Genomic DNA, 19613 nt, shown 5'->3' with positions numbered 1-19613 from the left:
TTAACGCCTTTAATTAACGATTTTTATTCGTTGATTTATCTGATTACGTAAAATTTGTTGTTTTATGTGTTTTCTCAATCTACTCGTTCTATAAATGAGATCACCTAGATTACGGAAACATTTATGCAGCGCCCTGACACACGCATATTAAACGCTGGCCCCGATGCGCTTTCTCCCCAGCAATGGAAAGAGGCAACCCGGTTTGATGGCACAGATATTGGCTGGATTGTCATGAGCATTGGCATGGCCATTGGTGCGGGTATTGTGTTTCTGCCCGTTCAGGTAGGGCTGATGGGCGTGTGGGTTTTTTTACTGTCTGCTGTTGTCGGGTACCCCGGTATGTATCTGTTTCAGCGGCTGTTCATCAACACGCTGGCATCTGCGCGCGTAAGCCAGACATACCCAGATATGATCTCCAGCTATCTGGGGCGAGGCTGGGGCACCTTGTTAGGTGCACTGTATTTTGTCATGCTGGTTATATGGATGTTTGTATATGCCACCGCCATTACGCGGGATAGCGCATCTTACTTGCACAGCTTTGGTATAACGCCGCATCTGCTTTCCAATTATGCGTGGTACCCGCTTATTCTGCTAACCGTTCTGGTAGGCTTGGCCTCTCGTGGGGAAAAACTGCTGTTCCGCATGTCTTCCTTTATGGTGATCACCAAACTGCTGATTGTAGCGGCCATGGGCATTTTCATGATCCCACGCTGGAACACCGCCAACCTTGGCGCATTACCACCCGTTGGCACGTTGGTAACAAAAGCCGTTATCACGCTGCCTTTTACGCTTACGTCCATTTTGTTTATTCAAACTCTCAGCCCAATGGTTATTTCCTACCGGGCACGGGAAAAATCTCCAGAAGTGGCGCGTTACAAGGCCTTGCGGGCCATGAATATTGCTTTTGTCATTCTGTTTGTAACGGTCTTTTTCTACGCAATATCCTTTACACTGGCCATGAAGCCAAGTGATGCCATTGCCGCGTATCAGCAAAACATTTCTGCCTTGGCCATTATTGCGCAGGTATTTCCGACAAGTTCTATCAGCTTAATTGGCGTTATTCTGAACCTTTTTGCCGTTATGACAGCATTTTTTGGGGTCTACCTTGGTTTTCGGGAAGCCAGCGTGGGTATTTTCAGTTCCATACTGGGGCATTGGGTCAAACCTGGGCATCTGCACCGCAACTGGGTTCAGTATGGCGTTATGGGGTTTGCTATCCTCCTTTCATGGGGTGCGGTGGTTGCCAATTTGCCGGTGTTGTCTTTTACAACATTCAGCAGCCCGATTTTTGGTATTATTGGCTGCTTGCTACCCGTCTGGCTGGTGGTGAAAACGCCTGATCTGCGCAAATATCGCAAGCCCAGCCTCGTATTTATTACCCTTATTGGCGTTCTGCTTTGCATCTCACCCTTGTTGGCGTGGATGTAAACACAAAACCGAACAAACCAAAGGGCGCATGTTTGAACATACGCCCTTTGGTTGACTCATCAGGATTTCTTCACGAACTCTGATTTCAGGTTCATCGCACCAAAACCAGCTATCTTACAGGCAATGTTGTGGCCATCACCCGCATCAACCAGCCGAATGTTCTTAACCTTGGTTCCGCCTTTAACAGCCTGAGAAGATCCTTTAATTTTCAGGTCTTTCAAAACCGTCACCGTATCACCATCAGCAAGCTGGTTTCCGTTGGCATCTCGCACAACGGATGAAACCTCCGCTTCTGCAGCATCCGCTTGGGTTTCTTCATTCCATTCATGGGCACATTCCGGGCAAACCCACAAATTTCCATCATGATAGGGATACTCGGAACCACAAGAAGGGCACTTCATTTTATCATCCTTTAATTTCTCCGTCTGAAATCCTGAACCCAAAGGGCAGGGGCAGAAGGTGTTTTTGATAAATACCATTTATGATGGAGAACACGAAATACCACGATGTTTATATTTAAGCAGAAATTGTGATGGGTTCACCCTGAACTCTCAATATCAACAGGCAAGTGAATATGGCAGATTACTGCCAGCCTTGATGAACAGGAGAAGATTTTCATGAAATCACGCGCCGCAGTTGCATTCAAACCGGGCCAGCCTCTGGAAATTGTTGAAATTGATGTAGCTCCCCCACAGGCCGGGGAAGTTCTGGTTAAAATCCTGAACACTGGCGTTTGCCACACAGATGCCTTCACTCTTTCGGGGCAGGACCCAGAAGGCCTCTTTCCCGTTGTGCTGGGGCATGAGGGCGCAGGTATTGTGATGGAAGTTGGCGAAGGCGTTACCAGTGTTAAGCCCGGAGACCACGTTATTCCGCTATATACGGCAGAATGCGGTAAGTGTGAGTTCTGCACTTCTGGCAAAACCAACTTGTGTATTGCAGTGCGTGCCACGCAGGGTAAAGGCGTGATGCCGGATGGCACCAGCCGTTTTTCCTACAAAGGTCAGCCACTTTACCACTACATGGGGTGTTCCACCTTTAGTGAATACACGGTGGTAGCCGAAGTTTCCTTGGCTAAAATCAACCCAGAATCTAACCCCGAACAGGTTTGCCTACTGGGCTGTGGCGTTACCACAGGCATTGGGGCCGTACACAACACAGCTAAAGTGCAAGAAGGGGATTCTGTAGCTGTTTTTGGCTTGGGCGGTATCGGGCTAGCCGTTATTCAGGGTGCGCGCCAAGCCAAGGCCGGACGAATTTTTGCTATTGATACTAACCCGGACAAGTTTGAACTGGCCAAGGCTTTTGGAGCTACGGATTTCATCAATCCCAAGGATTATGAAGCCCCCATTCAGCAGGTTATTATTGAAATGACAGGTTGGGGCGTGGACCACAGCTTTGAATGTATCGGCAATGTTGAAGTTATGCGCGCGGCCTTGGAATGTGCACACCGCGGCTGGGGCCAATCTGTAGTTATTGGCGTAGCCGGTGCTGGAAAGGAAATTTCCACCCGTCCGTTCCAGTTGGTAACGGGCCGTACATGGAAAGGCACGGCATTTGGTGGCGTTAAAGGCCGTACACAGCTCCCCGGCATGGTGGAAGATGCCATGGCAGGCAAAATTGATCTGGCCCCATTTGTAACCCACACCATGCCACTGGAAGATATCAACACAGCGTTTGACCTGATGCACGAGGGCAAATCCATTCGGAGTGTAATTCACTACACCCCGTAATACACTAACCGGTGCTTACTGATCCTTTGGTTTAGCTGGCTGATCGCTATGCTGGATCGGTTTGTCTGATGAAGGCGCACTGTGCGGGGCATCCTGTGCAGGGGCGTCATCATCATCGTCTCCATCATCATCCTTGTTGAATTGTTCCATATTGAGGGATGACAACGGCACACCACGCAAGGGCGAACGTTCTTCCACTGGAATTTCCGGGCCCTTTGCATCCCACGCATCAATTGGGGGCAGAGGTTCTTGCGAGGGTTGATCTGCCAGTGGGTTGTTATCCAACACCTGCCGCGTATTTTGCGGATAGCGGTTCATAAAGCCCACCAAGGTGCCGTTCGTCCAACCAAAGCCAATCTGCATGGGGTATTCCCCACCACCTTTACCGCCTGTTGGGCTGATCTCGGTGGCAGAAACATCGTATTTTTCCAGCAACACACCACTGCGTTCAAAAGTGCCAATCACGCGGGCCATCCAACGGCGCGCAATATCGGCCGCAAATTCGTGGTGCCCATATTGTTCCAGCCCTTTAACGGCCATCCATTCCAACGGTGCCCAGCCATTTGGGGCATCCCACTGCTGGCCTGTTGGATGCTCTGTTGCAGTTAAACCGCCCGCATGCAGCAAGCGAGTTTTAAGGGTTTCAGCCACAGCATCGGCCTGATTGACACTGGCTTGATGCAAAAACAGCGGCATGGAGGTGGCAATGGAAAGGATATTTGTTTGCCGCCCGGTGCGCCAATTATAATCAAAATAGGCACCCTGTTTTTCGTTCCACAAAAACCGATTAATGCCAGAACGTAAAATTTCTGCCTGCTGGGCGTAATAACTGGCCTTATCTTCCTGCCCATTCAGCGCATAAGCATGAGAGAGTGTCTGATCCAGATGTACCATCAGACAGTTCAATTCAATTGTCAGCAGTGATGTAGTTTGGATTGTTGTCAGCGTTTTACCATCAGCCAACCAACGTGATGAAAAATCCCACCCGCTTTCGGCCCCAGCCCGCAAATCACGCCAGACTTCGCCAGAAGGGCGGCTTGTTTCCTGCGCTGTGGCCATATCCTGCGGCCAGCTTTCATCACGCGGGGCGCTGCGTGTATCCCAGTGGCGGAACATGAGGGTGCCATCTTGCAGGCGCACCACATGGTGCCGCGCCATGCCCGGCGGCAGATTGGCCGCACCCAAGGTCCAGTAATCATATTCCTTCTGCAGTTCCGGCAGAAAGGATGTGTAGGCAATCTGCCCATCATGGCTAGCAAGCAAATCCAGCATGAGGGAAAAAAATGGCAGGCCAGAACGGCTGAGGTAATAGGTGCGGTTGCCGTTGGGCATATGCCCATATGTATCTATAAGCGATGCAATATCGCGCACCATATCACGCATGAGATCTACATGATCATCCTCATACAGGCCGATCATGGTGAAGTAGCTGTCCCAGTAATAAATCTCTGCAAACCGCCCACCCGGAACAATATACTTATAAGGGAGGGGCAGTAGGGTAGACCACGGCATGGCCACGTCCGGGTCTCGCGTCAGAACATCCCACATGCCGGAAATGTAATCCCGCACACTTTCATCCGGTTTGCGCGTATAGGCGGCAGAGCGCAGGGCAGGGATAGTAAAATGCTCTGTTACAAAGTCTTTCAGGTTAAAGCCTGGCTTGTCTTTTTCCTGCTTCCATAATGCCACCAGATCGGTAGGAGAGCGATCGGGCACAATGTCTGAAACCACTTTGGGGTCTGTAAACATACGTGTTTGATGAATGGCTGCAAAAAGCCCATCAAACGCAATAGAAGGCGGGCGGATATCCTGTTCCACCGCTACTGGCGTTTCACTCTTGCTTTTGGCCATAACTTCTGGCGCTTTTCTCCCCTCCGGCTTTGGGGCTGCTGGCTGTGCACTCCCCGGCGGTAAAGGCGCCAGACTGAGCAATGGTTGCGCGCCTTCAGCATCCGCGGCATCAGTCATATCCTGCGCATACGCCATAGGCGCTGCGGTGAGGAGAGCAAGAAGCGCCACACTACAGAAAGGAAGAGTGCGCTTATAAAGAGAACCAGTAAAACAAGGCATACCAAAACATAGGCATTGCCACTGCTTACCTGCAAGCCGAAGATGATTGAAAAATGCGCCAGACTTTAATCTACTTGCAGGGCTTCGCGCTTCATTTCCAGTTCCAGCCAGCGTTCTTCAGATTCGGCCAGCTTTGTTTCCAGCTTTTGTAAATCAACCGAAATTTTTTCAAACTGCGCTGGGTTTTTGCCATACAGGTCTGGATCAGCCAGTTTTTCACGCAGCGTTGCAGCCTGTGCTTCCAGCTTTTCCATTTCCTTAGGCAGATTATCCAGCGCGAACTGATCCTTATAACTCAGTTTTTTGGCGGGGCCGCGTGCTGGGGCCGCATCCTTGGGTTTGGCAGGTTCATTTTCCACCACGGCAGCGGTCACGGCAGCGGTTGTAAGTGGTTTCTGGTGCCGTTGAGCCAGCATATCGCTGTATCCACCGGCATATTCTATCCAGTTACCATCTCCCTCCGTTGCCAGAACAGATGTGGCAACACGGTCCAGAAAATCACGATCATGGCTTACAAGCAGCACTGTGCCTTCATAACTTGCCAGCATATCCTGCAAGATATCGAGTGTTTCCAGATCCAGATCGTTAGTCGGTTCGTCCAGCACCAGCAGATTGGAGGGCTTGGCCAAGGCGCAGGCCAGCATCAACCGCCCACGTTCCCCACCAGATAGAGCACTTACGGGCGTGCGTGCCTGTTCCGGACGGAACAAAAAGTCTTTCATATACCCAATAACGTGGCGCTTTTCTGTGCCCACCAACACCATATCGCCGCCACCTTCGGTTAGGGTATCGGCCAATGTGCGTTCTGGGTTTAAGCTCCGGCGCTGCTGATCCAGCGTAACCATATTAAGGGATGGGCCAAGCGAGATTGTGCCGCTATCGGGCTGGTCCAGACCTGTGAGCATACGCAACAATGTGGTTTTGCCTGCACCGTTGGCCCCGACAATACCCAGCCGGTCTCCGCGCAGAACACGCAGATCCAGATGGCGAACCACCTGTTTTTCACCCCATGCCTTGCTGATATCTTCCGCTACGGCCACCAGCTTGCTGGATGTTGCGGCGGCCTGTGTGTTCAGGGTGAGGGTACCGGGGGTGCGAATAGCTTCCTTACGCGCGGTGCGCAAATCTGCCAGTTCTCGCACGCGGCGCACGTTACGTTTACGGCGTGCGGTTACGCCATAACGCATCCAGTCTTCTTCTCGCGCAATCTGGCGGTCCAATTTGTGCGCATCGCGCTCTTCCTGTTCCAGAACCTCTTCACGCCAAGCTTCAAACCGCCCAAAGCCTTCATCAAGCCTGCGGGTTACCCCCCGATCCAGCCACACAACAGAGCGTGACAGCGTAGAAAGAAGCCGCCTATCGTGGCTGATAATCACCATGGCACAACCAAGGCTCAGCAATTCACGCTCCAGCCATTCAATGGTGGGCATGTCCAGATGGTTGGTCGGTTCATCCAGCAACAGCACATCAGGGGCCGCAGCCAGCGCCCCGGCAATGGCGCAACGTCGGCCCTCACCGCCAGAAAGGTTTTGCGTGTTTTCTTTGCCCGTCAGGCCCAGCGCATCTAGCAATGGCGCAGCTCGCCATGCCATATCCGGGTCTCCTATCTGGTTCACCACGTAATCTGCTGTTGTGGTATAGGCAGTCAAATCCGGCTCCTGTGGCAGATAGCGCAGGGAAGCGCCGGGCTGCACAAAAACAGAGCCTGAATCCGGCTGAATAACACCAGCCGCTATTTTGAGAAGAGTGGACTTGCCCGATCCGTTTCTGCCCACAAGGCACAGGCGCTCACCCCGACCAACGGCAAAGCCTGCGCCATCCAGAAGTGGGTTCCCCCCCAGTGTAAGAGTGATGTCCAGCAGGTGGAGTAAAGGAGGATGCGCCATGCTTAGAAAAGATAATCCGTATTTATGAAAGAACAATAAAGGCTGATTTGGTTACGCAGCCTGTGTGCGTGCGCTACTGACAGCCTGATACGTGGCAACCGCAAGGGTAAGGGGGTCAAACGGCTTGGTAATAACAAAGCTGGGTTCCATGGTTTCCCCAGTCAGCAAGCGTTCGGGATACGCTGTTACGTAAATAACCGGCACATTGAAGGATGAGGTAATTTCTGCCACCGCCTGTATGCCATCCCCCCCAGGGCCAAGGTTGATATCTGCCAGAATAAGCCCCGGCTTAGTTTCTTTAGCTAATTTTACCGCATCTGCCTGTGTATGGGCTATGCCTGCCACCTGATGCCCGCATTGCAGCACAAGCTGTTCGATATCCATGGCAATAATGGGTTCATCTTCAATAATCAGCACAGATGTCTGTACATTTTTGTGCAAGCGGCCCTGTGCGTCTTCCAGTTCCAGTTCCGCTTGCTTGGGGGGCACGCCTGTAATCCGCGCGGCCATTTCAACCGGCACTTCTTCCAGCGTGATCAAAAGCAAAAGCTGACGCTGTGTTACAGAAAGCCCCGCAACATCATATTCCGCAGCAAATCCCTTGCGAGAAAACAGCCCTGAAATTGCCTCATAGAGCTGATAGAGGGGCGTGAAACCTTCCTTCAGCCGTTGCGCAGAAAGGCCGCGCAGGCTTTCAGCCACCAGCAGATCACCTTCTGGTTGGCTGCCTGTCAGCGCCCGCGCGTAACGTCTGCCATAAGGGAGGGCCCGGATCAGGCCGTCACGCAGCGACTCTGACATGGCAAGTCTCCTTCATAATGGGTCATGACAAAAACATGCGAGAACGCGATGATGCACGCGCACCGGCTTTCCGGAAAGGGGATTTATCCTGACTCGCACTCCACATTCCACCCATGTTGCCACGCGGCGCACGTTTCGCACAGAACTTCTTGCAATTATCCCTGCATTACGTGGGTTTGCACGCTTTCTGGCGCGTGATTCCGCCATTGCAGATGATCTGGTGCAAGATACAATTGTGCGTGCTCTGGATAAGGCAGAAAGCTTTACACCCGGCACAAACCTGCGGGCATGGTGCTTTGCCATTTTACGCAATCTGTTTTTGGAACAGCACCGCCAAGGCCGTAGGGAACGCATTGCGCTGGAAGATTACGGGCACCATCCCGCATCAACCTCCGAATCGTCACCGCACGCGCAAACCGAAATGCAGGAGCTAGAAAGCCTGTTGTGGCAGATATCTCCGCTCCTGCGTGAGGCTTTGGTGCTTGTTGGTGCGCAGGAGCTAACATATGCAGAAGCCGCAGACATATGTGGGGTGGAAGTGGGCACTATGAAGGCCCGCGTTTCCCGCGCGCGGGCCGCACTTAAAAAAGTTATGGCCACGCAGGATGGAAAAAATGGGCCGGAGGGCTCACAAACCTAAAGCTCTCGTTTTCGTGAACGCCCACTTGTTTTTAAATGTAACCTTTCCACTTCGCCGAACATTGAAGGGGTAAGAGATCCACAAGGCGGAGAACACAAAAATGACAGCCTCTTTCCATGATCAGGTTATCGCTATCCTCCCCAAACTGCGCGTGCAGGCATTGGCGCTTACCCGCAATCGTTCTGTGGCCGAAGATCTTGTGCAGGATACTGTGTGCAATGCTTTGGCGGCGCAGGACAGTTTTGTAATGGGCACCAATTTTGCGGCATGGATGCACCGTATCTTGCGTAACCGTTTTATCTCCGACCTGCGTAAAAAGCGGGAAGTCGGGAACATTGATGATACCCCTCAATCCCTGTTGTCTGTAAGCGGGCGGCATGAAGACAGGCTGGCCCTGAAGGAACTGGATGCAGCGCTTGCACGGCTGCCAGACGACCAGCGGGAAGCTTTGGTCTTGGGTGTTCTGGAGGGGATGAGCTATCAGGAACTGGCAGACGTTGCCGGATGCGCTGTGGGTACAGCAAAAAGCCGGGTTTTTCGGGCGCGCCGGCAGCTAGAAGTCTGGCTGATGGGAGAAGACGAAGACGGTGTTTCTGGCAAAACAAGCGCAGAATCCACCACAAGAGTTTCTTCTACCCGACGCAAAACCCGCACAGCCCGAAACACAACGCGTAACGCACAGCAGACGGCATAAGCGCAATGGCGTACGATACTGATGTTAGGGATCCAAAGCCCGCAGAGTCGTGCAAACACAGCACCCAACAGGCCATGCCCGGATGGATGGCATGGCAGAAACCGGAGTTCAGGATGGGAAAAAGGAGAGACGACGCCCACTCCCGAAAGCCGAAAAAAAAGCGGGATAAAGCTTTTGACCTATGGCTAAAGCGTGGCCTGCACCAGATGTTCGATAACGTTGTGAATGAACCCGTGCCTGAAGAGCTGCTTAAGCTTATTCAGGAAGATCGAGAAAAACAGGATTAAGCATTTTGCATATCAGTGGGCGAGGGGAAGGCCCTGCAAGCCGGGTAGCGGCCTCCCTTCTGTCTGGTCTGGGGCGTATTTTCAGCACTACAAGCGCACGAATGCGGCTGCTGATCTGCGTTTCAGCCGTTCCTGTTATTGCCATTGGCGCCGTACTGGCTCTGCATAATTACCGCGAAGTTACTCTTGGCAGTGCGCAGCGTGCTGGCAACGCCATTATGCGGCTAGACCTGCAATTCCGCCATGATACAGACAGATTACGTAGCGCCCTTGAAACCATAGGCCATATGGATCTGACCCCCGATCAGATCGTGCATGCCCTGCGGCTTATGGAAACCATTAGTGGGCAGCGTTACTGCTTTCTGTCCGTGCTGGATGATGAAGGAAAGCCCATACAATCCGTTTCCCCCCAAGGGCGGGGATGTGCGGAGGTAGGGGCGCTTTCTGCCCCAACCGATGTACATTCCACTCTACTTGAAGCCGTGCAGACCAGTGGTGGGCCGGGTGAAGGTGGCGCTTTTTTACGTATTACCGTACCCGCAGGGTTTCTGGCTCTACCAGAAGCACATGGTTATCTGATGGGTATTCTCCAGATATCTCGGCAAAGGGCATATCTGGGTAGCGCCTCCGGCTGGCAGGTTTTTGCAGAGGACGATAACCCCATACAGGCATGGCTGCTGATGCATAATGGGCAGTTGTTGCCTGTATGTTCAGATTGCGGGTGGCAATCTCCACCACCTTCCATTGTGCATGAACTCAAGAACGCTCTGGAAAACAGCGAGCGCAGCATTATCACACTCCCCACTGGGCTGGGGGGCTATGCTCTGGGCGCTATTGCGGGAGGAGCAGATATTCTGGTTTCCACCCAGCGCACATCCATGGAATCTGATGCTCTGCATACCATGATCCTGCAAATTGTAGGGCTGGTGCTGTTGCTGGTTATCGGGCTTGTTGCCGTTACGTTAGCGGCCAATATTGTGCTGATAGGCCCTTTGCGCCGTCTCACATACTCCGTGCAAAAATGGCAGATGGAAGGGATTTTTGATGCACGCATCACCCGCTCCATGCCGCTTGAACTCCAGCGCCTTGGGCAGGCTTTTACCCGTGCCACACGCCGCCTCTCCCGCCATGAAGCACGGCTTAAAAAAGCCATGGCGCATCAGCAACTGCTGATGAAGGAAGTGCACCACCGCGTTAAGAACAATCTCCAGATTGTGGCTTCCTTGCTCAACCTTCAGGCCAATCAGATTGAACACCCGGAAGTGCGGGCAGAATTTGCCCTGGCGCGAGATAGAATTCGGGCGTTAGCAACACTGCATCGGACACTCTATGCAGAAGATGCTCTGAACAGCCTGAACATGTCTGTCTTCCTGCAAGAGCTTTGTGAGCAGACACTTCACATTGCCGGAGAATCTGAATTCGGGCGCATTACGCTAGATGTGATTTCAGACAGTTTCTGGATGGACCCGGATCAAGCTGTGCCGCTTGCCCTGATCGTTACAGAAATTATCACCAACTCCATTAAATATGCTTTTCCGGATGGCCAGAAAGGCACCATTTTTGTGCGCCTGCACCGCAGCCACGGGCAACTCACCCTTCAGGTTGGGGATAACGGGGTAGGGTGCGCATGGGAAGAACCGCCAATACATCAAGGCATTGGCCTAAAACTTATTCACGCATTTGCGCGCCAGCTTAAAGCAACACTTACGTATAAAGGGGAAGGCGGCGTGCAATATACGTTGGTGATGCGCCTGCCAGAAAACCCGCCAGAGGCCAGAAAATAAGGCAAAAAATGCACGCTATGCCCAGATTGCAGCGGGGGATGGCTTTCTAAACTGTTTGCGTCTTGCGTCTGTCGGTATAAACGCCTTGTGTTATGAGCAACGAGAAAGCAGCAATCCGCAACTGGACACGGACACAATCGCGTCTGGGGCGTCAGGCAGCGCGATCAGTGGTTGGAGCCGGGCTGCTCTCCAGTCTTGTCGGTATAGGGCAGGTCTGGTGTGTGGCCGTTGTGCTGGGGCATGCCTTGGTTAACTGGAAGATGCCAGATGCCGCAGGCCCTATGCCTGTATGGCCTTTTCTGGCCTTTCCGGTTTTGGCCATTCTACGCGCTTTGGTTATGGTTCAGGCCGATACAGGTGCCGCGCGTGCAGGCATTGCCGCACGCCGCCGGTTGCGTGGTGAGGTTCTGGCCTCCGTTCTTACAGGTGGGCCTGCACTTTTGCGCCGCGTGCATAGCGGGGTGCTGGCTTCCACCATTGTAGATAGGGTGGAAGCGCTGGATGGCTTTTTTGGCCGTTGGATCCCGGCCTCTATTCTTTGGATTATTGCACCTGTTGCCATTCTCATTCCCATAGCCATTGTGCAGCCACATGCAGCACTGGTTCTGGGCCTATGCGGCATAGCTGTACCTTTCGGGCAGGCTCTGTTTGGCATTGGGGCGGCTGTGGCTTCCCGCAATCAATTTCTGGCCATGACACGCCTGCAAGCTCGGTTTTTAGATCGCGTTAAAGGTATTGCCACTATTGTTCTGGCTGGCCGTGCGGAAGATGAAACCCGCAAGCTGGGCGATGCAGCAGAAGAATTGCGCCAACGCACCATGAAGGTGCTGCGGGTTGCCTTTCTGTCTTCCGCCTCTATCGACTGCGCCATGGTTGTTGCTCTCATTGCCATCGCCATTATGGATGGCCGACAGGCTTTGGCCCTACAGGCGGAAGGAAGCGCCCCTGCATTGGTGCATGCCGTTACTGCAGGGCTGTTTGTTTTGCTGGCTGTGCCAGAGTTTTTTGCCCCCCTCCGTGGCTTGGCCCTTGCTTATCAAGATAGAGCACACGCCCAAGGGGCTGCTACAGCTGTGCTGGAACTCCCTGAAGCTCAAGAACGCCCTGCGCCGGAGGGTGCCCGCACCGTCAACGCCAATGGCGTGATGGTCTCCTTTGATGATGTCAGTTTTTCATGGGACCCAGCACGCGGTTTAGCGCTAGACCATGTCAGCTTTACTGTGCCTGCGGGTGAAACACTAATTCTGGCTGGGGCTTCTGGTTCTGGCAAATCCACTATCATGGAATTGCTGCTCGGCTTCATTCAGCCCGATACCGGGCGCGTTCTGTTCAACGGTGCTCCGCTAGATAGCATTGTGCCAGATGCACTGGCTCGCATGGTCTCATGGATTGGGCAAAAGCCTGTTCTGTTTGCTGGCACATTGCGTGAGAATATTCTGTTTGCAAAACCCGATGCCAGCGATGCCGAACTTCAGGCTGCGCTAAAATCTGCTGCTGTTGATCAGTTCTTGCCCAACCTGCCCGAAGGGCTTGAAACCCGGATTGGGGAAGGTGGGTTTGGTCTTTCTGGTGGGCAGGCCCAGCGTATTGCCATTGCGCGTGCTTATCTGAAAAACGCTCCAGTGCTGCTGTTGGATGAGCCCACAGCGCATCTGGACCCAGCAACAGAAAAAAGCGTGTTTGAAAGCCTGCAACGCTTGGCCGTAGGCCGCACCGTTATTTTGGCCACCCATTCTGCCGCCGTGCATATGTTCAAAGGCCGCCGCATAGATCTGGCCAGCGGCCGCGTTATCAGCCGACAGGGAGCAGCCTGAGCATGACCTCTCTCCCTAACCCACGCCCCACCGGGGAACTGACAGATTGGCAAGCCATCCGTACTGTTTTTGCGCTCTGGCGCAAACAGGGGGGGCGCCTTGCTGGCGGTATTGTTCTGGCTCTGCTGGCCTTGGCTTTTGGGCTGGCGCTCATGCAAACATCTGGGCTGCGGCTGGCTGGTTGCGTTATGGGTGAAATTGTTATTGCCACAACAGCTTTGCGCTGGATTGGTGCGGGCCGTGTGATCCTGCGTTATGCAGAACGCCTGTTTGCGCATGATGCCATGTTCCGCGCGTTGGCTGATTTGCGTGTGTGGTTTTTCCGCTCCCTCGCGCAGGGGGCTGCTGCCGGTTTGGGCTTCCGGCGGGCGGGGGATATGCTTTCCCGCCTTGTTTCAGATATTGGCACGTTGGACGGCCTTTACCTGCGCATTGTGGTGCCGCTTATCTGTGCCTGCGTTACATTTCCGGCCCTCGTTATTATTGCAGGCCATGCCAGTGTGTTGCTGGGCCTTGTTGTGGGGCTGCTATTTGCCTGCTCTGCCTTTGTGGTGCCATGGATGATTGCGCGCTCTAGCCGAGCATCTGCCAGCCAGATCGTGCATCATCTGGCCCATTTGCGCATTACGGTGCTGGATCTGGTTGGTGGCCTGCGTGAAATCCGCGCTTTTGGCGCAGAAGGCCGTATGCTGGCACGTGTGCAGGCGGCAGATGCCGCTCTCCTGCAAGATCAGCTCCGTCTGGCGCGGCGGGCAGCCCTTGCCAACGCCATGGCCTTTCTGGCCGGACAGATTGCCGTATTTGCTGTGCTACTGAGCATTGGCGGACTGTTTGCAGAACATATTCCTGCACTGGAAGGTGTGGGCATTCTGTTTTTAACCATTGCTGCTTTTGAAAGTGCCGCGGCACTTACCCGTGCAGGGCTACAGGCTGGTGCAATGGGGGCAGCAGCACGCCGCGTAGTGGAAGTGGCTGAACAACCTTCCGCCATCACCATTCCCGCGTCTGAGCAAACAGATGCACCGCTAGATACGCATATCCGTGTAGAAGGCGTAAAGTTCCGCTGGGCGGTAAATCGCCCATGGGTGTTTGATGGTCTTACACTGGATATTCCCGCAGGTGCACGCGTGGCCATTCTGGGGCCATCTGGCGTGGGCAAATCCAGCCTTGCAGCTCTCCTTCTTAAAGCTGCCACACCAGAAGCCGGAACAATCACACTGGGCGGGAAAGACATTTCCCGCATTAAGGCAGACTCTTTGCGCCAGCGTATCGCATGGCTTTCCCAAGCCACGCATCTGTTTGATGATACCATCCGCGCCAACCTGCTACTGGGCCACCCAGATGCTACGGAAGAAGACCTGTGGCAGGCGTTGGAAGAAGCCGCCATTGCAGATGTTGTGCGGAACCTGCCAGAAGGGCTGGATACATGGTTGGGTGAAGGCGGTGTTCGGCTATCTGGCGGGCAAGGGCGGCGTATTGCGCTGGCCCGCACATTACTGACACAAGCCCCCATCATGATTTTGGATGAACCCGCCACAGGGCTGGATGCCCAGACAGAGCAGGACTTCCTACGCACACTCAACACCGTTACAGAAGGGCGCACAGTTATCCTTATCGCACACCGCCTGACTGGCGTTGAAAAGCTGGATCGCATCTGGCGGCTTTCTGCCGGAGTTGCCAAGGCCGCCGTTGCATAAGCAAATCTATGTTGACGTAATGCCCCCGGCAGGGCACCAGTTAGGAAATAATGACATATCTTGATTAGGATATTTTATATGCGCCGCTTGCTTCCTGTTGCTGGTCTCTGCCTTTTGGCTGCTTGTGCTGGCAATGCACCACGCAAATACGTGGTTTTCTTCTCCGCTCGTTCAACAGAGCTGGATGACAATGCTCGCAATGTCCTGTTGCAGGTGGCAGACGAATCCAGAAAGCATCCTTCCCGCATTGTAAAGGTGGAAGGTTACGCACATGCAGGGCAGGATCTTTCTGCCGATGCGCTTTTGGCCATTCAGCGCGCTAAAACTGTTGCCCAGCAGCTAAGCGAAGATGGTGTGGCGGGTGATCATATCGTTCAGACCCCACGCGCACCTTCCAGCAGCGAAGGCATGCAGGTTGGCTCCCGCCGCGTGGAGATCGAACTGGCCAACCCCTGATAGAATGACAGAAACCGGCTCCATATCCACGCCCTCTCAGTTTTCACATAACAGGCTGGAACGGGATCGGTTTGCTGGCAAACCGCCGCAGGAGGTTCTGCAGGCGGTTTTTGGCTTTCCGGGTTTCCGCAGCCTTCAGGCGCAAGCCGTTGAATGCGTTATGGAAGGCAGAGATACACTGGTGCTTATGCCAACTGGCGGCGGCAAAAGTGTTTGTTACCAAATACCCGCCCTGTGCCGCGAAGGCATGGGGCTGGTTATTTCCCCCCTTATTGCCCTTATGGATGATCAGGTTGCAGGCCTGCGCCAACTTGGCATCAATGCAGCGGCCCTTCATTCTGAACTAGAAGGGGATGAAGCCGCCAAAATCAGATCAGATCTGGCAAATGGGCGGATAGACCTGCTGTATATCTCTCCAGAACGGCTGCTTTCATCCGGCACGCTGGACAGGCTTGTGCGCATACCGCTTTCGGTTATCGCTATTGATGAGGCTCATTGTATTTCGGCATGGGGGCATGAGTTCCGGCCAGAATACCGCGCCCTTACAGCGTTGCCACGCCATTTTCCGCATGTGCCACGTATTGCCCTTACCGCTACCGCGGATGAACGCACGCGAGAAGATATTCTAACAGCGCTGGATATGCCGCATGCCGAGGTACTGGTTTCCAGCTTTCATCGGCCTAACCTCAACATTTCCGTGCAGCCCAAAGCGTCTGAAACCCGCCAGCTTATTACAGCACTGGAACGGCATAAGGATGCCGCCAGTATTGTATATTGTGGCAGCCGTGCCCGCACAGAGCGCATGGCCGCTTCTCTGCGTGAACGCGGATGGCCTGCCTTGGCCTATCACGCCGGGCTTTCCCCCATAGAAAAACGTGCCGCGCTCCTGCGTTTTCGATCTGGTGAACCCCTTGTTATTGTTGCCACTGTCGCCTTTGGCATGGGCATAGATAGGCCAGACGTGCGCGCTGTCGTGCATCTGGACATGCCATCCTCGCCAGAGGCCTATTATCAGCAAATTGGTCGGGCAGGGCGTGATGGCCTGCCATCTGACACACTTCTGCTGTACGGCGGGGAGGACATGGCTCGCGCCCGTTATTGGCTGGATCAATCCGCCGCACCAGAAAGCGAAAAACGGATTATGCGCAGCCGGCTGGAAGCCATGATCGCACTAACCGAAACCACGGGTTGCCGCACCCGTGCGTTATTGCATTGTTTTGGTGAGGAATTGGCCGAACCCTGCGGCCATTGCGATAACTGCCTACATCCGGTGCTAACATTTGATGGCACAGAAGCCGCCCGCAAGCTGCTTTCTGCTGTATATCGCACTGGGCAATGTTTTGGTGCGCTACATGTTATCAGTGTGCTGCGCGGCAAAACCACAGAAGCCGTTAAGCGTAATGGGCATGACAAGCTGACTGTGTGGGGTATTGGTAAGGATAAAAGCGAGCAGTTCTGGCGCGGCGTGGTACGTCAGCTTATTGCGCGTGGGGCCTTGCGCACAGAAGGCCAATACGGCGGCCTGATTTTAAACCAGAATGTAGCGCGCCCCATTTTACGCGGTGAGGAAGACATTCACCTACGTGCAGATCCTGTAGTGGAAACAGCCAGCCGCATATCAGACCGCAGCAGCCAAAGCGCAGGCATTACCCTTACGGAAGATAGCAAAGCCCTGTTTGATGCCCTACGCCAATGGCGCCGGGAAGAAGCGCAGGAGCAGGAAATTCCGCCTTACGTTATTTTCCATGATTCCGTGCTGCGCGATATCGCCATGGAAAAACCCTCAGATTTGGATGAGCTGGGAGATATCAAAGGGGTAGGGCGCTCCAAACTGGAACGGTATGGAGAAGCCGTGCTGGAGGTTCTTGAGACAGCGCAGGCATGACACAGGCAGTGCAACAACGTCGGTTTCGCATTCTTAAGCTGGTGCAGCAACACGGCTATGCAACCAGCGAAGATTTGGCGCGTGAACTCAATGTTACCGTGCAAACCGTGCGCCGAGACGTCAACATCATGGCCGCACAGGGGCTGCTGGCGCGCCATCATGGTGGAGCCAGCTCTCTTTCGCCATCAGAAAATATTTCTTATTCCGATCGGCAGATCCTGAATTTGCGTGAAAAGGAAGCCATTGGGCGTAATGCCGCACAGGCCATTCCCAACGGGGCTTCGCTTTTCATCAATATTGGCACAACTACAGAAGCCTTTGCGCAATCTCTCCGCACCCATAAGGCACTGCGGGTGATTACCAACAATATTCATGTAGCCACGCTTTTGGCCCCCGCTCCAGAATGTAGCCTGATTATTACGGGTGGGCACGTTCGCCTGCGTGATGGCGGCATAGTTGGCCCTACAGCCGCCGCCATGATGGAACAATACCGGGCGGATTTTGGCGTGATCGGCATTAGCGGCATTGATGAAGACGGCACATTGCTGGATTTTGATGCAGATGAAATTAGCGCCGCGCAGGCCATTCTGCGCAATGCCCGCACTGTTTTTTTGTTGGCAGACCACACCAAGTTCCGCCGCAGACCCATGGCGCGGGTAGGGCATATTACGCAGGTCAACGCGTTTTATACCGATCAACCACCACCAGCGGGCATTCGCGCGCTGTTAAAAGAACACGATATCAAACTGCATATTGCCCAACCATGATCCATGATTTTCGTAAAGGAAAGCAGGAAGGGCCGTTAAAAACCGCCATCTGGCCATATTGACGCCATTCTTCTTGCGTTTTCTTTTCGAATACGAATAAAAGACAGAAGTTTGCGTTCTGACCGAAACCGGAAGAAACCATGACCACACCTACTGCATCTCCCGCCCGCATTTATGATCTGCTCATTGTTGGAGGAGGGGTAAACGGCGCAGGCATCGCACGAGATGCTGTTGGCCGTGGCGCCTCTGTTCTGCTGGTAGAGCAGGATGACCTTGCCAGCTACACATCATCTTCCAGCACGAAGCTTATCCACGGTGGCTTGCGTTACCTGGAATATTACGAATTCCGCCTGGTGCGCGAAGCCCTTATGGAACGTGAACGCCTGCTGAAAATGGCCCCGCATATTATGTGGCCACTCCGGTTTGTGCTGCCTCATTCCAAACTGGTGCGCCCGGCATGGATGCTTAAGGCTGGCCTGTTCCTTTACGATCACCTTGCCTCCAACATGACACTGCCGAAGTCTCGCGGCATTGATTTCCGCACGCATTCATCCGGCGCGGCTCTGAAGCCAGAATACACCAAAGGTTTTGTGTATTCCGATGGTTGGGTGCAGGACAGCCGCCTTGTGGTGCTGAACGCCATGGATGCCGCAGAACGTGGTGCAGATGTGCGTACACGCACACGCCTGATTGCGGCCAACCGCGCCAACGGTGTGTGGGAAGCCACGCTGGAAGACCGCGCAACCGGCAAAACCACAACCGTACGCGCCAAGGCGCTGGTCAACGCTGCTGGCCCGTGGGTTGCGCGTTTGCTGGCCGATACGCTGAAAATCCCGAATTCCAAATCTGTTCGGTTGGTCAAGGGCAGCCATATTATTGTGCCGCGTGTGTATGAAGGCCCGCAGGCTTACATCTTCCAGAATCCGGATAAGCGCATTGTGTTCGCTATTCCATATGAACAGAATTTCACGCTGATCGGCACCACCGATATTCCGTGGAAGCAGGAACCGGGCAAAGTGAACATTGCGCCCGATGAAGTGACTTACCTGTGTGAAAGCGTAAACCGCTACCTGAACGTGCAGGTGAAAGAAAGCGACGTGGTGTGGAGCTATGCTGGCCTACGTCCGCTGTATGATGATGCCTCTGCCAACGCTTCTGCCGTAACGCGTGATTACGTGCTGGATCTGGATACGCAGGACGGTGCGCCGCTACTTTCCATTTTTGGCGGCAAGATTACCACATACCGCAAACTGGCCGAACACGCGCTGGAAAAACTGGCGCCTGTTCTGCCCGCAGTGGGTGGCGAAAGCTGGACTGCACAGGAAGTTCTGCCCGGTGGTGACTTGGGAGATGGCGGGTTTGATCAGGCTCTGGCACGCCTGCGCCGTACAGCCCCATGGCTGCCAGAAGGTCTTGCATGGCGCCTGATGCGCAATTATGGCAGCCGCACCTACGAAATTATTGGTGAAGCCAATAGCATGCAGGATATGGGCGAAGTGCTGGGCGGTGACTTAACATCGCGTGAAGTAGATTATCTGATCTCTCGCGAATGGGCTCGCACGGCAGAAGATGTTCTGTGGCGCCGTAGCAAGCTGGGTCTGCATCTGAGCGATGCAGAAAAAGCCAATGTTGAAGCATATGTCGGGAAGAAACTTGCCTGATATCTGAGAA

General features: G+C 53.8%; 16 protein-coding genes. 12 read left to right on the top strand and 4 right to left on the bottom strand.

What is annotated here, in order from left to right; translation table 11 throughout:
- Positions 1–123 precede the first annotated feature (123 nt).
- Positions 124–1428, top strand: a complete 1305-nt coding sequence (locus tag FKW31_RS01740) for an aromatic amino acid transport family protein (protein ID WP_150177333.1) — start codon at positions 124–126, stop codon at positions 1426–1428.
- A 59-nt stretch (positions 1429–1487) separates the two neighbouring features.
- On the opposite strand, the gene FKW31_RS01735 is transcribed toward FKW31_RS01740, so the two are convergent.
- A complete protein-coding gene (locus FKW31_RS01735) occupies positions 1488–1829 on the bottom strand; it encodes a zinc ribbon domain-containing protein YjdM (protein ID WP_150177331.1) in 342 nt (113 codons plus the stop codon).
- 216 nt (positions 1830–2045) lie between these two features.
- Between FKW31_RS01735 and FKW31_RS01730 the strand changes: the two genes are divergently transcribed.
- Positions 2046–3161, top strand: coding sequence for an S-(hydroxymethyl)glutathione dehydrogenase/class III alcohol dehydrogenase (locus FKW31_RS01730; protein ID WP_063354032.1), 1116 nt, complete (start codon positions 2046–2048; stop codon positions 3159–3161).
- Positions 3162–3176: 15 nt separating this feature from the next.
- Here FKW31_RS01730 and treF read toward each other — a convergent pair whose 3' ends face one another.
- The 3 genes from treF to FKW31_RS01715 all read right to left on the bottom strand — a co-directional run bounded on the left by treF (position 3177) and on the right by FKW31_RS01715 (position 7918).
- Positions 3177–5231, bottom strand: a complete 2055-nt coding sequence (gene treF, locus FKW31_RS01725) for an alpha,alpha-trehalase TreF (protein WP_150177329.1) — start codon at positions 5229–5231, stop codon at positions 3177–3179.
- A gap of 65 nt (positions 5232–5296) precedes the next feature.
- Positions 5297–7117 carry an ABC-F family ATP-binding cassette domain-containing protein gene (locus tag FKW31_RS01720; RefSeq protein WP_150177327.1) on the bottom strand — a complete coding sequence of 607 codons (1821 nt, stop codon included), beginning with the start codon at positions 7115–7117 and terminating at the stop codon, positions 5297–5299.
- Positions 7118–7168: 51 nt separating this feature from the next.
- A complete protein-coding gene (locus FKW31_RS01715) occupies positions 7169–7918 on the bottom strand; it encodes a response regulator (protein ID WP_089178973.1) in 750 nt (249 codons plus the stop codon).
- Between the two features lie 88 nt (positions 7919–8006).
- Here FKW31_RS01715 and FKW31_RS01710 point away from each other — a divergent pair, with 88 nt between their 5' ends.
- From FKW31_RS01710 to glpD, 10 genes are all read left to right on the top strand, one after another.
- On the top strand, positions 8007–8558 hold the full coding sequence (locus FKW31_RS01710) for a sigma-70 family RNA polymerase sigma factor (RefSeq protein ID WP_255446461.1): 552 nt from the start codon (positions 8007–8009) through the stop codon (positions 8556–8558).
- A gap of 100 nt (positions 8559–8658) precedes the next feature.
- Positions 8659–9252 (top strand): sigma-70 family RNA polymerase sigma factor, encoded by a 594-nt coding sequence (locus FKW31_RS01705; protein ID WP_089178971.1) that lies wholly within the window; start codon positions 8659–8661, stop codon positions 9250–9252.
- 74 nt (positions 9253–9326) lie between these two features.
- Complete coding sequence (locus FKW31_RS16285) at positions 9327–9539, top strand: NepR family anti-sigma factor (protein ID WP_003624310.1); 213 nt, start codon at positions 9327–9329, stop codon at positions 9537–9539.
- 101 nt (positions 9540–9640) lie between these two features.
- On the top strand, positions 9641–11323 hold the full coding sequence (locus FKW31_RS01695; protein WP_150177376.1) for a sensor histidine kinase: 1683 nt from the start codon (positions 9641–9643) through the stop codon (positions 11321–11323).
- A gap of 92 nt (positions 11324–11415) precedes the next feature.
- A complete protein-coding gene (cydD, locus tag FKW31_RS01690) occupies positions 11416–13137 on the top strand; it encodes a thiol reductant ABC exporter subunit CydD (RefSeq protein WP_150177325.1) in 1722 nt (573 codons plus the stop codon).
- Between the two features lie 2 nt (positions 13138–13139).
- Entirely contained in the window at positions 13140–14834 is a 1695-nt protein-coding gene (gene cydC / locus FKW31_RS01685) for a thiol reductant ABC exporter subunit CydC (RefSeq protein WP_150177323.1), read from the top strand.
- 78 nt (positions 14835–14912) lie between these two features.
- A complete protein-coding gene (locus FKW31_RS01680) occupies positions 14913–15290 on the top strand; it encodes an OmpA family protein (RefSeq protein ID WP_035351352.1) in 378 nt (125 codons plus the stop codon).
- A gap of 4 nt (positions 15291–15294) precedes the next feature.
- On the top strand, positions 15295–17175 hold the full coding sequence (gene recQ, locus FKW31_RS01675; RefSeq protein ID WP_035351354.1) for a DNA helicase RecQ: 1881 nt from the start codon (positions 15295–15297) through the stop codon (positions 17173–17175).
- The gene (locus FKW31_RS01670; protein ID WP_006115322.1) at positions 17172–17942 is read left to right on the top strand and encodes a DeoR/GlpR family DNA-binding transcription regulator; all 771 of its coding nucleotides are present in this window, start codon (positions 17172–17174) and stop codon (positions 17940–17942) included. The genes recQ and FKW31_RS01670 overlap by 4 nt, the downstream gene beginning before the upstream one ends.
- A 140-nt stretch (positions 17943–18082) precedes the next feature.
- Complete coding sequence (glpD, locus tag FKW31_RS01665; protein WP_150177321.1) at positions 18083–19603, top strand: glycerol-3-phosphate dehydrogenase; 1521 nt, start codon at positions 18083–18085, stop codon at positions 19601–19603.
- Positions 19604–19613: the final 10 nt, after the last annotated feature.

This window comes from Acetobacter sp. DmW_136 (assembly GCF_008690365.1).
GTDB lineage: Bacteria > Pseudomonadota > Alphaproteobacteria > Acetobacterales > Acetobacteraceae > Acetobacter > Acetobacter oryzifermentans.
Note: the sequence above shows the minus strand (reverse complement) of the source record. Positions and strands in the feature narration are given on the sequence as shown.